Genomic DNA, 14,059 nt, shown 5'->3' with positions numbered 1-14,059 from the left:
TTTCACTAAACTGCATCCTTTATCATAGCATTACACGCCAGAGTAAGCCATAAAGCCGCCGTCGACCGGAACTGTAATACCCGTTACAAAGCCGGATACACTGTCATCAGCCAGCCACACCAAAGTGCCAAGCAGATCTTCCGGTTTGCCGAAACGGCGCATCGGCGTGTGCGTGATGATTTTATTCGAACGATCTGTCAAAGAGCCATCTTCATTGGTGAGCAGCTTGCGGTTTTGTTCCGTCAGGAAAAAGCCCGGAGCGATCGCATTCACACGAATGCCAACATCCGCCATATGAACGGCAAGCCATTGCGTAAAGTTATTGATAGCAGCTTTTGCTGCGCTGTATGCAGGCACCTTCGTCATTGGGCTTGGTGCGCTCATCGAGGACATATTGATCACCGTTGCACCTGGCTTATTGATCATTTGCTTCGCAAATACTTGCGTCGGAATAAGAGTGCCTAGCAGGTTCAAGTCGAATACAAAACCAAAGCCTTCTTTTTTCAGATCAAAAAAGGTCGTAACGTCCGGGTTCTCCAGATCGTCTGGATGGAAAGTTTCCTTTGTCGTAATGCCGTCCGGATGGTTGCCGCCGGCACCATTGATCAGAATATCGCAGCTGCCAAGCGACTCAAGTACAATCGCACTTGCCTGCTTCACGCTCTCCGCATCCACCACGTTACAGGCAACAGCAATCGCTGTTCCACCGGCTTCGCGAATATCACGTGCTACAGCCTCACCTTTTTCCGCGGTACGGTTCAGGATCGCAACCTTCACGCCCTGGCGTCCAAGCTCTTTAGCCATCTCCGCACAGAGCACGCCGCTTCCTCCAGTAATGACTGCAACTTTTCCAGCTAAATTCTCATGATTAGGTACCATGTTAGGCATTCCCCTTTCTATTCCGTTCGAGTCCATCCCATACGCCCCACAGATACATGATGCCAAGCGCGCGGTCATACAGACCGTAGCCTGGGCGGCACTCTTCATCCCAAATATGACGACCGTGGTCAGGACGCACATAACCTTGGAATCCACTCTCATGGTACGCTCTTACGACTTCGGCAATATCAACAGTACCATCGCTCGATTTGTGGGAAGTCTCGATAAAATCACCATTCTCATACACGCGAACGTTACGGATATGGGCAAAGGGAATACGGTCCGCAAATTCACGTACGAGCGCTGGAATATCATTGTCCGGATTCGCGCCAAGCGAACCGCTGCAAAGCGTCAAGCCGTTCGAAGGGCTGTCCACCAGCTTCAGCAATCTTGCCAGGTTATCGCGATTCGTCACGATGCGTGGCAGACCAAATACCGAATAAGGAGGATCATCCGGGTGGATGGCCATCTTGATATCATGCTTCTCGGCTACAGGAACGACCTGCTCCAGGAAGTATTGCAGGTTGTTGAAGAGGTCCTCTTCTGTCACGTCTTTATACGCTTCGAACAGCGGTGCCAGATGCTTCAGGCGCTCCGGCTCCCAGCCCGGCATCGAGTAGGCGGAATTGCCAGCGATGTTCTCAACCAGCTCTTCTGCGCTCATGCTCAGAACTTTAGCTTTGTCGAAGAACAGCGCAGTAGAGCCGTCTTCCATTTCTTTAAACAGATCCGTCCGCATCCAATCGAAGATCGGCATGAAGTTGTAACAGATCACTTTAACGCCAACTGTCGCCAGCTTCTCAATTGTACGTTTGTAGTTCTCAATATATTTGTCTCTTGTAGGCAGACCAAGCTTAATGTCCTCGTGTACGTTTACGCTTTCGACTACTTCCAGATGGAAGCCATTCTCGTCAGCAAGCTTCTTGTATGCCATAATTTTGTCCATTGGCCATTCTTCGCCTGCCGGAACGTCATGCAGTGCCCATACGAGGCCCTCAACGCCTGGAATTTGTTTAATTTGCTTAAGTGAGACGGAGTCATTACCTTCCCCATACCAACGAAATGTCATTTTCATGTCCATTCATCCTCCCCAAGATCGTTCGTTATCGTTAGTCCATAAAATAATCCGGATGAGCTTCCCGCAATTGCGGCAGCTCGTTGTCCAGCTTACGGATATGCTGCGCAAGGCGCTCAGCCACTAGCTGCTCGCTTCCCTCGCGAATCGCCTCAAACAAGAGACGGTGCTCTTCTATTACACGATCGGTGTGGCCAAATTGGTCCATAGCCAGATATCTTGCCCGATTGAGATGCCCACGCATGTAATAGATCATCTGCAGCAGTGTATCATTTCCGGCAATCTCAAGAATTGCGCGGTGAAAAGCCTCGTCCAGCTGCAGAAACTGTGCAATATCTTTCGCATCTGATGCAGCCTGCTGCTGCTTCAACAGCGTTTCGATCGAAGCGCTTTCAACGGTTCGGTCACGTTCGCCCCATTTGGCTGCTGCAAGTTTGAAGGCTCCAAGCTCAAGCTGCTCCCGGATAAAACGGGCCTCGCTAACCTTACGCGCCGAGATAAGCGCGATTCGCGTGCCCCGCTGCGGCAGCACCTCCAGCAGCTGTTCGTTGACGAGCAGCCGGATGGCTTCCCGCACCGGTGTGCGGCTTACCTTCATCGAATCGGCCAGCTCATTCTCGTAAATCATCGTGCCCGGTGCAAGCCGGAATGAAACGATGCTCTCCCGGATCGATTCATAGATCTGGTCGCCTAGCGTCTTGCGCTGCTTCTGCGGCTGCAGCGGCGATAATAACGTCATCTATGCCGCCTCCTTTCCTGCATGTTTCCTGTCTTCTACTTTACTTGTATTCTTGTATACAAGTAAAGACCTAAATTTTTTTGTTTCTCGGGAGGCTGGAGGGGAGCTCTCACTGCGGCGCGATCTGGCACCAGTTCGTGCCCCCTTAACGATACGTAGCGAGAGCGTAAAGCTCGTCCTCCCTGCTGCTTTTCGCCCATAACCACCTGTTCGAGCACCTCTTAACGATGTCGCGCATCGTTAAGCCCCTCTCAAACCCACTAATTAGCTACCTTAACGATGTGCGAGAGCGTTAAGCTCGTCCGCCTGCTGCTTTTCGCCCATATCCACCCGTTCGAGCACCCCTTAACGATGCCGCGCATCGTTAAGTCCCTCTCAACCCACTAATTAGCTACCCTAAACGATACGCCAGAGCGTAAAGCTCGTCCGCCCTGCTGCTTTTCGCCCATATCCAGCCTGCCGCTAACTAAACTCCGTCAGAATCAAAATGAGTGTGAGAGCCGATATACAAATAATTCCGCCAATAATAGAAAACAGCATGCTGCCAACTCTTCCCCGCTTGGCGTCCTCATAGCCTTGAATAAACAGGACAATGCCTAACAAGATCACAACCAGACTAGTCGATACACGGCTCGGAATATTCCCCGTTACGCCTAATATGATCAAAACAAGATATGCGGCTGTTGCAGCGTATTTGATGGTCCGCCACCGTTTCAGTCTCATCCCGCGATCAGATCCCCCTTGCCAAAGTTTCCACTTCCACAAGCATGTACCAAAGATTATACAGGATATGGAATCTTCCCGCGACAGAAAAAAAGGACCGCTGCCGGTCCCCTTCCAAAAGGAATGTCAGCCGGACTTCGGCCTGCCATCCCCTATTAATCACCCGTAATAGGTTACATCCACTGTTGAACCAATCGGCATCAATTCTTCGGCATAATAACGGATTTTGCTCTTCGCATTATCTGTGAAAGGAGAGTGGCTGTAAGCAGCCAAATGCACGGTTCCTGTACGAACATCATACCGGTTGAAGGAGACAACAACCCCTGCGAACAAATTGTTCAAAACCGTAAACACGGCCGACTGGTCCAATTTGCCCCGCAGCGCAGTCTTTCGGAGATCCTCATCAGGTGAATCGCTGGGCACTTGATCCTTCGCCGCTTCGTTATAGGGCTTTACCATTACGCAAATATCAGGCGACATCCACTCGCTTGCATAACGGTGCAGCTTAGCGGCATCTTCTTCGGACAACGCAAGCTGGTCGTCCCATGCGTAAATGATCGCTTTATGATGACCACAGCTGCGAATGGTGACATATCGAATATGCGGAAAACGTTGTCTAACTGATTGTTCCCACCAAAGACGAGTTCCCATCGCAATACCACCTTTTCCCGAGTATTTTGGCATCCTCCACAAAAACTGATAGCGCTTACAATATTGTATGGCTCACCGTTCAAACTATGCCTCTAAGCAGGGAAAGGTTCGACCTTTCCCTTTCATTTTACCTGCGGTTTAATAAGGATTCAATACACTATCTCGATTATGAATCAGGTCCGACACCGTGACCATCTCGAACCCTCGCTTCTGCAGCTCCGGCAGAATCAGCTTCAAGGCTTCCACGGTCTGCATCGAGCGCGGAACATAGTCGTGGAGCAGAATAATGTCTCCGTTACGGGCATTGTTCAGCACTTTGTTTACGATTTTTTGCACGCCGGGAGCACGCCAGTCATTCGTATCCTGATGCCATGACCATAACACTGTGGTATAGCCGTACTTTTTGGCGACGGCAATCATCTGCTCATTATAAAAACCGCCCGGCGGGCGGAACAATAAGGGCTTCTTGCCGGTCAACTGCTCTAAAGCCTGCTCTGTCCTGACGATTTCACTTTGCATCGTTTCGGTGTTCTTTTTCTGCAGGAAATACACATGGTTAAATGTATGGTTCGCGACCTCATGCCCCTCAGCGATTTCCCTCTTCACCGTCTCCGGGAAACTTTCTACCCGAGTACCTACAACGAAGAAAGTAGCCTTCGCATGATATTCCTTCAAAAGATCCAGAATCGGTTCCGTTGTTACCGGATATGGACCGTCATCAAACGTAAGCGCGATCTTCTTGCTCTCACCTGGAACTTCCCAAATGATCTCACCGCGGCTTTCATAATAAGCTCTGTCTTTGGTCACTTCCGGGGCAGTAAAACCGCATAACAGCGCCGTTACCGCCGCACCCAATACGAGTCGTTTCATAGCAATAGCGTTACTCCTCCTTAGGATGGCATCACAGGTATTATTCCGCAATTGTGCCGCCATATCCCTATCCAGAGAAAGTACTTCACGTGATTATTTCCCTTGTTCCTTTGCAAAGCGAGTAACTTCGTCCTCTGTTGGCATACCGGTCTGCGCGCCGAATTTGGTAACCGCCAGCGCCGATGCCATAGATGCGTATTCCACAGCATCCCTTAGTGTCCGTCCGGAAGCCAGTGCTACGGCTAATGCAGCATTATAGCAGTCTCCTGCTCCAGTTGTATCAACAACCGGCATCCGATAACCTTCAACCCGCACTAGCTGTCCTTCGACTTCATCCAAGTAAGCCGAACCGCTAGCACCAAGCGTGGTTACGACATGTGCAGCGCCAAGCTCCATCATTCGGTGAATGGCCGGCTCAAGCGAATCTCCATCCGCACTCATTGCGGTATATCCGCTAAGCTCTGTCCGGTTTGGCGTAAAGTAATCGACCAGACCAAACAGCTCCTCCGGCAGCTCCTGAGCAGGTGCAGGATTAAGAACAACAAGCTTGCCAAGCGACTTCGCTTTACGTGCTGCATACAGCACCGTCTCCACCGGAATTTCGAGCTGCAGCAGCACGATATCTGCTTCCTTCAGCTTGTCCTCACAGCGATCGATATCTGCCGGATCCACAAGACCATTTGCCCCAGGAACCACAACAATACTGTTGTCACCCTCTGCCACATAAATCGACGCAATACCCGACGCTGTGCCAGAAACCCGCCGTACACCGGCAATATCTACACCGTCCTTTTGAAGACTCGCAAGCAGCTCCTCACCAAAAGCATCATCTCCTACTGCGCCGATCATTGCCGTATGAGCGCCAAGACGTGCTCCCGCAACCGCCTGATTCGCCCCCTTACCGCCAGGAATGAAGCGGACACGCTCTCCAGTGATCGTCTCGCCTACCTGTGGGTAAGCTTTGGTCTCCACAACAATATCCATATTCAAGCTGCCTATGACGACAAGCTTTGGTCTGCTCACAGCTGATCCCTTCCTTCTTCTTAATTGCGGCGACTATACCACAGCAAATGGAAAATAGCAATCGGACTCCCTCCCCCTAATAAATAGGCGGGTAAAACGTCCATTTCATAGATTAGTGGTCTCGAATCTAGTAACTTTTTCTGCGCTGAGCATAACTTAATAGCATAGTAGAATCCATTTTCCTGTCTAATAAAGGGGATTAATGATAGGCCGGCAATCAGATTTTCGATTATTCGCGGATGATGGAGGCTATTAATCTTCAAATGAAAGGTAGTGATAAAATAATGGGATTCATCTATGTATATTCTACTGGTCCAGTTGAAAACACAATTGGCGGCGGCGCCACACCTGGCGCTTCTGAAACGGTGTATGCTAAAGCGCTAAACAACAGCAACTGCAAACGTGCTAGAGTCATCATTCGTCTGTATCGTCTGAACGGCCATAAAAAGCTTGTTGCAACAAGAACATTAAGCCTTGCTCCTCTTTCTTCAGGCTTTGCCGTTCTTGATGTAGCTGAACTTGTACAATACGAAGTTCGTTTCGTAACGTTCAGCAAAAAAGTTCTTGTATCCGCTTGGGGCAAGGACGCTGAAGGCAACCTGGTCGCTGCTCAGCGCTTCACACAAGCTGAACTGCACAAAACGGTTAAAAAAGCTCACAAAAAACACTGCAAGTAAGCAAAGAGACCCGGAACCTCCGATCCGGGTCTTCTTTCTATAGAAGCAGCTGGGCTAATTGTTCATAGGTAACCGCCGTATGAGTTGGGGCATGCTCCATCGATTCAGGATTTGCTCCGCGGTGGTTGAACCAGATGACTGACCAGCCCGCCTCCAATGCACCTATAACGTCATTTCGCCAGGAATCACCGATATAGATGCTGTTCTCCGGCCTTGTCCCGGTCATTTCATTCACATGGGCAAACACTCTCGTATCTGGCTTGTCCCATCCAACCTTGCCAGATATGAACTGCCTCTCCGGCGGGATAAGATGATCCAGCTCCATAGCTCGAATCTTCTTCAACTGATGATTCTCTGCACCATTGGTCAGCAAACCCACTACATAACCGAATTTCACCAGCCTCTCTATCAGCTCCTTGGCACCTTCGAACATCGTAATGTTAAACTGACAGCCGATATAAGCTGCCTGCATGGCAGAAGCTTGCTCCTCGCTCAGCGTAATCCCAAATTCCGCAAGGGATAATTCGAATCTGCGGCGGCGCATCAGCTCCGTGCTTGCCCCGCTCTCCATGACACCTGCTCCGCCCATCTCCAGTGACAGCATATCACTGTAATAACGCATCCGATGATACGCCTCTTCATAGGAGAATCCTTCCCGCTCGCCGACAATCGCCGTTACGGCTTGACGGAAGGGGGATAAATGATCGTACAACGTATCGTCTACATCAAAAAATACACCTTTTATCAAGTTACAACCGCTCCTCTCTTGCTATGTCCCTTATTGTAACATCGGAGCAGCAAAAGACCCAGCCGCGTGAGCTGGGTCTTCTTATCAGTTACGATTCAGGTTCCCGATGTTCAGGCTCAGAATCCGGATCTTCCTTTTCCTCTTCCGCTTCTTCTTCCTCAATCAGGTGGGCAGGTGATGGTTGAACTTCCTTGACCGAAGCTGTGACGGTTAACTTGACCTCGGACGGCTCCGGACGGGCTCTGCCGTACAAATCCTTATAGATCTGCTCGATCTCCTCACCGGTCAAATCACCATACCGCAGCAGATCTTCAGCGATGCGATGAACAAAGTCGGCATGATCCTTAACCAGCTTCTTCACTTGCTGCATCTGATCCTTCAGCAGCTCATTAATCTGAGGACGGAGTGCCTTGAGCGCATCCAATCTTGATCCGGCTGCGAGGAAGCTGTACAGCTCATCGCCCATCCCAACCATGCCAAGATAAGCCCCCGCACTTTCCGTTGCCTGCCTGAGATCAGAGGTTACTCCGTTCAGTTTCTTCCCGAGGAACTCTTCCTCTACCGCACGGGCAGCAAGACAGACCTGGATATGCGCCAGAATCTCACTGTCGCTCCGATTATACCGCTCATGCATCGGCTTCGTAGCCGCAAGCCCAAGCGATCCGCCCCGGCGGATAATGGTAACCTTCCATACCCGGTCATGAGGCTTAAGCAGAAACTGGGCGACAGCATGCCCGGCTTCATGATAAGCAACGTTCCGCTTCTCATCATCCTTCATTGAGCGAAGTGGCTGCTTGAGCCCCCATTCATAGGTCTCCATCGCAGCACGGAAATCTTCATAGCCCGCTTCCTGCGCACCCCGCTGATGCGCAATAACGACTGCTTCATTAACAATATGCTTGATCTGCGCCGGACTGTACCCGATTGTATCAAGCGCGGCTTTCTCTGGTGTAAGCGTCGGATCGCATTTCACCTTTTTGAGATAGTAGCCAAATACGTCTACACGTCCGTCATAATCCGGCGAGTCCACCCATAGCTGACGGTCGAAGCGTCCTGGGCGCAGCAGGGCCTGATCGAGCACATCGGGCAGGTTCGTTGCCGCAATAGTAAGGACAGGCGGACGTTCTGCCTTCTTCCGCAGCAAGCCGAGCTGCCGAAGAAATTTCTTGAACTTCGAGCTGTCGAGGTTCGGAGGGTCCATCTGCAGAAGCAGCTCGTTGAGGAGTCCTGTTCCGCCGCCCATACCGAGCATCCCCATACCGCCGCCACCGCCGCCTTGCCGGCTCATGCCAATGGCATCCACTTCATCGATGAAAATAATGCACGCCCCGTACATAGTGGCAAGCTTACGGGCTTTTTTGTAGATGCGCATGACCTTCATGTTGCCGACGCCAAAAAACATGTTTTGAAAGCTGGGAGCTGAAGCGTAAGCGAACGGTACCTGTGCCTCGTTCGCAATCACTTGCGCCAAATAAGATTTCCCCGTTCCTGGCGGTCCGCAGAGCAAAAGGCCCCGAATGGCTTCGCCGCCCATCTTCTTGAAATCCTTCACGCCTTTCAGCAGGCTGACAATCCGCTTGGCATTCTCCACGATCTCCGGGTTGCCCCGATAATCATCCCAAGTGGCGCCGGTCTCCCCTGGTAAAATCCAGTATGTCCGCCCTCTCGCAAGGAACCAGAATAAGGCAACGAACTGGATGATCATGAAGAAAACGGCATACAGCATACTGAGCACAAAGCCTGCAATGCTAAGCGTGACTCCCCAAACCGACGGTCCTCCAGCCCATATAAGCGAAACCAAGATGACGAGGACTACGAGCCTGAGGAGGAATCTACGCCACTTGATCCACTGATAACTCCTCATGGCTTCACTTCCTTTTACGGTATGCCATATTCTATGAAATGACATTCCGCGCCATGACTAACATTCTCATGAAGCATCAAGCGGAAGAAGATTAACATCCTTCGTCAGAAGGACGAACATCTATTAATAACCAAGCTCTTTCAAAATACGGGACAACGTCCGCAGCCGCTCACCGTTCAGCTCATCATCATCACTAAGTGCCTGGCTGAACAGCTTAATATCTTGATTAATTTTCTCATTATCCGTGCATACCTCTACCGTCATCGCGTCTCCCTGCAGGCCAATCCGGTCCAGCGTTGGATTGTTTGGATCATATAGATTCTCGTACCGATACGAGTCCTCACGGAAATGCTGCATCGAACGTGTGACAAGGATCGCAAGATCAAGGACGCGGTGAAGCGGCAGTTCTTCGGATTGACGTGACCATTTCTCCCCCGTATAACGCCATACCTTGGCCGAGATCTCTACCTTTCCTCTATCATTCCACTGGGCAAGACCAAGGGACAGCCCCTTCGCATCGGTATTTTCGGCATACCTGCCATCAACCTTCTCGTAATTTTCGGATACGATAACTGGCTTATGTTTTAAAGTAGTAGGGATCTTCATCTTTATTCCTCCGTCTATTGTTCATTTATGTTATTTACTAAATTACTAAATTAGTAGTTCGATTATACTGTACCTGCCTTACCATCGTCAAATTTATGTATGCCTAAAATAACAGAGCATCCATAGCCTCAAAAGACCATGAATGCCCCATATATACTGCCCTATTTTAGCAGAACGTTGATTAGTGTCTCATGAATTCGCCTCTTAATGCCAGCATATGTGGGTGAACATGGATAGACTGTTTGAATGCCTACCCGCTCACAAAATAGGCCAAGATCGCCCATTCATACCCCATATAATGTAAGAAAAATATACCAATGGGATCGGATATCCTTTTTTACAAAAACGTACAACTATGGACCAGTCTCACTTAGTCTATTTGTCTGAAGTGATCATAGTTATCAGTATTTGCGTTCATTTGCGTACAAAGGAGGCTCAACGAGGATGCCTTTTGTGAATCGATTCTTTCTTAATCGGACAGGAGCCGCAACTTTTACAGGAAACACCTTGGGTTTAAGCCGATCTGAGACGGTAGGTGCACCGGGTACCGTGGATAGTATCGGGGCTTTTGTGACGACCAATACGGGACTCACCTTCGGTACTTATCCAGCCGGGACTACGGGAAACTTTACGCTGGACAGTTCATCGGCTATATTGATCCTTCCGCCAGGGGCAACCGTGCTGTATGCCGAGCTGATCTGGGGAGGTACGTACATTAATAACGGTGTTAACCTGAGTGCATTCATTAATAATGCCGTCAGCTTGACGACCCCTGCTGGAACCTTCAGCATCGTCCCTGATCCGGCTACAGCTCAAGAGGTTACGCTTAGTGTGGGAACAAATGCCTATGTCCGTTCAGCGGATGTCACATCGCTTGTATCCGCTGGCGGCGCAGGAACGTATACGACAGGCGGAGTGGTGGGAACGATTGTTATTCCTGATCCCACCTCCAACCATGCGGGATGGACCTTAGCCGTCTTCTATCAGGATGCGACTCAGCCGCTGAGAAATCTCTCTTTACGGGTTGGGGCAACCGTCATTCAAGCTTCACAAGGACCGGTCGATACCGTCATAACCGGTTTTGCAACCCCATTTGCCGGAGCCCTTAATGGCCGGGCTTTGGTTGGAGCACAAGAAGGAGATGCGAACAAGTCCGGCGATCAAATGCTGTTCGGACCAACTGCAGGCAGCGTAGTGGTCCTATCCGGACCAAACAACTTTGCCAATAACTTTTTCGCATCGCAAATTAATAAAAACGACGGTACGCTTGATACGACTGGAACCTTCGGCACACGTAACCAGGTGAACGGCTCTCCAGGCTCCAATATTATAGGGGGGCGGCAAGGCTGGGATATTACGAATGTGACGGTATCCTCTACGCTGCAAAACGCCCAGACCTCCGCCGTATTTCGGTTAACAACAAGCGGGGACGGTTATCTGGTTGATTCCGTCGGCCTGCAAATCGATATTCAGCAGCCTCAGATTACCGTTGTTAAGACGGCGGATTCCATAGCTACTGTCATTGGCGATATCGTTGAATATACCGTGGTTGTCACGAATACTGGCATGGTCAATACAACTTCTGTCGTTATGTTCGATACAGCGATTGCCAATACGGAGCTAGTAGCGGGAAGCGTAACGGTAAACGGAATGGTGGTCGATGAAGACCCTGTGCTTGGTGTGCCGCTTGGTACCCTTACGGCAGGGCAAGTCGTTACCGTCAAGTTCAAGGTACTGGTTGTCTCCTTGCCTACTCCGCCTGTTCTGAGAGATCAGGCAACGGTTGCTTATACCTTCCAAGCGACACCGGATGCCCCGCCAATCTCAACGGTTGTGCCTTCCGATTTCGTAAATATCCCTGTCTTCCTGCCCCTTCTTGTGCTGGAAAAAGAAGCGGACCTGGCAGCTGCTTTGGTGGGCGATATTATTACGTATACCCTGACGATTACCAACGTTGGTAACATTCCGTTTGCCGGGATTGTCACCGATCCAATTCCCGTAGGTACCAGCTTCGTCAGCGGAAGCGTATTTGTAGACGGTGTAAATGTGCCTAGTGATAATCCGAATATCGGAATTGATATCGGCGTTCTTGCTCTTGTTCAAGTCGTTACTATTACGTATCAGCTTCTTGTTGATACCGTTCCGCCTAATAACCTCATTTCCAATCTGTTTAAGACAGCCTATGTCGTTACTCTGCCCGACGGTCGTACGATAAGTGGTGTAACTCCATCGAATCAGGTTAATATTCCGGTCAGTTCTCCAATGCTCACGACGGTCAAAACAGCTAATCTTCCAAGCGTTGTGGTAGGCGATATCCTTACGTATACGGTTACGGCGACCAACAATAACGCAACTCCTTTGACCAACGTTATTTTAACGGACAATATCCCTGTCGGGAGTACCTTTATACCGGGAAGTGTAACGATTGATGGTGTGCCATTCCCTAGTGCCAGTCCTATAACCGGTATTGCCGTTGCTGTTCTGCCTGCCAATACAACCATCATCCAGACCTTCCAAGTCAGAGTCGACTTCTTGCCTGATCCACCTGTGCTTGTCAATCAGGCCGTGGAAAACTTCACCTCAGGCACCTTTACAGGTACCTCCTACTCCAACGAGGTCACGGAACCGGTCGTGCAGCCTGTTATCACTCTAGTCAAGCGGGCCGGCGTCGCCGAAGCAAACGTGGGAGATATCGTCAATTACTCGGTCACCGTAACGAATACAGGCAATATCGAAATCGTTCCGGTCTTATTTGATCCGCTTAATGCATACAGCTCCTTTGTAGCAGGGTCGGTTTGGATTAACGGTATTTCGGTTCCGGCTGTCAGCCCAATCACGGGTATCCCTGTTGGACCTGTTGCACCAGGCGATGCTGTTGTTGTCTCTTATAACGTCATTCTAACAGCCGTGCCGCCATCCCAATTTTATGTCAACCAAGCGAATGCGACGTTTACTTATACACCGCCGGGCCGAACACCGCTCGCAGGAACGGGTACTTCCAATGTTGTACTCATAGAAAATCCACTGTTTACACTTGATGTGGTGAAGTCGGCAGATGTAGCAACCGCAATCGTAGGTCAAATTATTTCTTATAGGATTGATGTCACGAATAACGGAGCTATTTCGGCCACCAATGTTATTGTTACAGACAGCGTTACTTCGGGTACGTCTGTAGTTCCAGGATCCATACGGGTAAACGGTGTTCCTGCTATTGGAGATCTTACAACTGGCATTAATATCGGTACACTCGCACCGGGAGCGACTTCAACGGTTACCTTCCAATCCCAGGTCACCTCGATTCCTGTACCTTTCCCAAGCATCGACGATGTCGCTACAGTCCGATTCGAGGAAGATGATGTCGACGGTACCCCAGCGGTATCCAATACGGTATCAATTGGGGTTACACAGCCGGTCATTACAGCTAGGAAAAACGCACTTCAGTCTACCGCCTTTGTGGGAGAAACCATTAACTATACGATCGAACTAGAAAATGCCGGTTCCTATAATGCCTTGGCTACTTGGTTTGATACTTTGCCGCCGGGCTCCTCCTTCGTAGCAAACAGCTTGACTGTAAACGGGTTCTCCGTGCCGGGAGCCGACCATTATAAAGGGCTGTTTCTCGGAACAATGATCGCTGGGATAACGAATATCGTGACTTTTATACTGAAAGTTGAGTCTTATCCGCCAACCGGCGTGCTTGTGAATCGCGGCGATATTTTATTGCAATTCGAACTGCCGAATGGTCAGCTCGTGGACCAAACCATACTCACAAATCCAGTTACCGTCACCGTGCTGAGACCGCCAACCGTTACTAAGTCCGTCAATGTCAGTGAAGTGTTTGTTGGTGATTCGGTCATCTTCACGCTTGTCGTTAACAATCCTGAATTTACGACGCTAAGTAATGCAGTACTGCAGGACATTGTGCCTGCCGGCTTGTCGTTTATCCCGGGCAGTGTCACCATTGATGGAGTAGGCTCACCTGGCGCCAATCCTGCAATAGGCATTCCGCTTGGCTCAATCGGAGGCTTCCAGACGATCCGCGTAACCTTTGCCGCTCAAGCGGTGTTTGAACCAGAGAATCCGCTGACGGTGAATAGAGCAAGTCTTGCCTTCAATTACGTCTCACCTAGCGGCGCACTCATTCCAGGCACGGTCCAATCAGATCCGGTTACGGTACTAATCTCGGATCACGAGGAATAACGTT

Annotated in this window: 12 protein-coding genes; 2 read left to right on the top strand and 10 right to left on the bottom strand. The window is 50.1% G+C overall.

Going from position 1 to position 14,059, the window contains the following annotated elements:
* Window positions 1-30: 30 nt before the first annotated feature.
* The 7 genes from FHS17_RS10370 to rbsK form a co-directional block, all read right to left on the bottom strand.
* Window positions 31-879, bottom strand: a complete 849-nt coding sequence (locus tag FHS17_RS10370) for an SDR family oxidoreductase (RefSeq protein WP_167278345.1) — start codon at window positions 877-879, stop codon at window positions 31-33.
* Window position 880: 1 nt separating this feature from the next.
* Window positions 881-1,954 carry a mannonate dehydratase gene (gene uxuA / locus FHS17_RS10365; protein ID WP_167278344.1) on the bottom strand — a complete coding sequence of 358 codons (1,074 nt, stop codon included), beginning with the start codon at window positions 1,952-1,954 and terminating at the stop codon, window positions 881-883.
* A 34-nt stretch (window positions 1,955-1,988) separates the two neighbouring features.
* Window positions 1,989-2,693: a GntR family transcriptional regulator gene (locus FHS17_RS10360; RefSeq protein ID WP_167278343.1), complete on the bottom strand. Its 705-nt coding sequence runs from the start codon at window positions 2,691-2,693 to the stop codon at window positions 1,989-1,991.
* Between the two features lie 462 nt (window positions 2,694-3,155).
* Window positions 3,156-3,416, bottom strand: coding sequence for a hypothetical protein (locus tag FHS17_RS10355; RefSeq protein ID WP_167278342.1), 261 nt, complete (start codon window positions 3,414-3,416; stop codon window positions 3,156-3,158).
* A 159-nt stretch (window positions 3,417-3,575) separates the two neighbouring features.
* Entirely contained in the window at window positions 3,576-4,067 is a 492-nt protein-coding gene (locus tag FHS17_RS10350; protein ID WP_167278341.1) for a hypothetical protein, read from the bottom strand.
* 138 nt (window positions 4,068-4,205) lie between these two features.
* Window positions 4,206-4,937 (bottom strand): polysaccharide deacetylase family protein, encoded by a 732-nt coding sequence (locus tag FHS17_RS10345; RefSeq protein ID WP_167278340.1) that lies wholly within the window; start codon window positions 4,935-4,937, stop codon window positions 4,206-4,208.
* A gap of 93 nt (window positions 4,938-5,030) precedes the next feature.
* Window positions 5,031-5,960, bottom strand: coding sequence for a ribokinase (gene rbsK, locus FHS17_RS10340; protein ID WP_167278339.1), 930 nt, complete (start codon window positions 5,958-5,960; stop codon window positions 5,031-5,033).
* A 263-nt stretch (window positions 5,961-6,223) separates the two neighbouring features.
* Here rbsK and FHS17_RS10335 point away from each other — a divergent pair, with 263 nt between their 5' ends.
* Window positions 6,224-6,637 carry a hypothetical protein gene (locus tag FHS17_RS10335; protein WP_167278338.1) on the top strand — a complete coding sequence of 138 codons (414 nt, stop codon included), beginning with the start codon at window positions 6,224-6,226 and terminating at the stop codon, window positions 6,635-6,637.
* Window positions 6,638-6,674: 37 nt separating this feature from the next.
* Here FHS17_RS10335 and FHS17_RS10330 read toward each other — a convergent pair whose 3' ends face one another.
* The 3 genes from FHS17_RS10330 to FHS17_RS10320 all read right to left on the bottom strand — a co-directional run bounded on the left by FHS17_RS10330 (window position 6,675) and on the right by FHS17_RS10320 (window position 9,855).
* Window positions 6,675-7,385 carry an HAD family hydrolase gene (locus FHS17_RS10330; protein ID WP_167278337.1) on the bottom strand — a complete coding sequence of 237 codons (711 nt, stop codon included), beginning with the start codon at window positions 7,383-7,385 and terminating at the stop codon, window positions 6,675-6,677.
* An 88-nt stretch (window positions 7,386-7,473) separates the two neighbouring features.
* Window positions 7,474-9,249: an AAA family ATPase gene (locus tag FHS17_RS10325; RefSeq protein WP_167278336.1), complete on the bottom strand. Its 1,776-nt coding sequence runs from the start codon at window positions 9,247-9,249 to the stop codon at window positions 7,474-7,476.
* A gap of 123 nt (window positions 9,250-9,372) precedes the next feature.
* The gene (locus FHS17_RS10320; protein ID WP_167278335.1) at window positions 9,373-9,855 is read right to left on the bottom strand and encodes a DUF6530 family protein; all 483 of its coding nucleotides are present in this window, start codon (window positions 9,853-9,855) and stop codon (window positions 9,373-9,375) included.
* Between the two features lie 444 nt (window positions 9,856-10,299).
* Between FHS17_RS10320 and FHS17_RS10315 the strand changes: the two genes are divergently transcribed.
* Complete coding sequence (locus FHS17_RS10315; RefSeq protein WP_167278334.1) at window positions 10,300-14,055, top strand: DUF7507 domain-containing protein; 3,756 nt, start codon at window positions 10,300-10,302, stop codon at window positions 14,053-14,055.
* Window positions 14,056-14,059 lie beyond the last annotated feature (4 nt).

The organism is Paenibacillus lupini (genome assembly GCF_011761355.1).
Lineage (GTDB): Bacteria > Bacillota > Bacilli > Paenibacillales > Paenibacillaceae > Pristimantibacillus > Pristimantibacillus lupini.
Note: the sequence above shows the minus strand (reverse complement) of the source record. Positions and strands in the feature narration are given on the sequence as shown.

Bases quoted from the DNA above. Each gene is read 5' to 3' on its own strand.
- FHS17_RS10355 (WP_167278342.1), bottom strand. From the start codon at position 3,416: ATGAGACTGAAACGGTGGCGGACCATCAAATACGCTGCAACAGCCGCA.
- FHS17_RS10320 (WP_167278335.1), bottom strand. From the start codon at position 9,855: ATGAAGATCCCTACTACTTTAAAACATAAGCCAGTTATCGTATCCGAA.
- FHS17_RS10325 (WP_167278336.1), bottom strand. From the start codon at position 9,249: ATGAGGAGTTATCAGTGGATCAAGTGGCGTAGATTCCTCCTCAGGCTC.
- FHS17_RS10315 (WP_167278334.1), top strand. From the start codon at position 10,300: ATGCCTTTTGTGAATCGATTCTTTCTTAATCGGACAGGAGCCGCAACT.
- FHS17_RS10350 (WP_167278341.1), bottom strand. From the start codon at position 4,067: ATGGGAACTCGTCTTTGGTGGGAACAATCAGTTAGACAACGTTTTCCG.
- uxuA (WP_167278344.1), bottom strand. From the start codon at position 1,954: ATGAAAATGACATTTCGTTGGTATGGGGAAGGTAATGACTCCGTCTCA.
- FHS17_RS10370 (WP_167278345.1), bottom strand. From the start codon at position 879: ATGGTACCTAATCATGAGAATTTAGCTGGAAAAGTTGCAGTCATTACT.
- FHS17_RS10335 (WP_167278338.1), top strand. From the start codon at position 6,224: ATGAAAGGTAGTGATAAAATAATGGGATTCATCTATGTATATTCTACT.
- FHS17_RS10360 (WP_167278343.1), bottom strand. From the start codon at position 2,693: ATGACGTTATTATCGCCGCTGCAGCCGCAGAAGCAGCGCAAGACGCTA.
- FHS17_RS10345 (WP_167278340.1), bottom strand. From the start codon at position 4,937: ATGAAACGACTCGTATTGGGTGCGGCGGTAACGGCGCTGTTATGCGGT.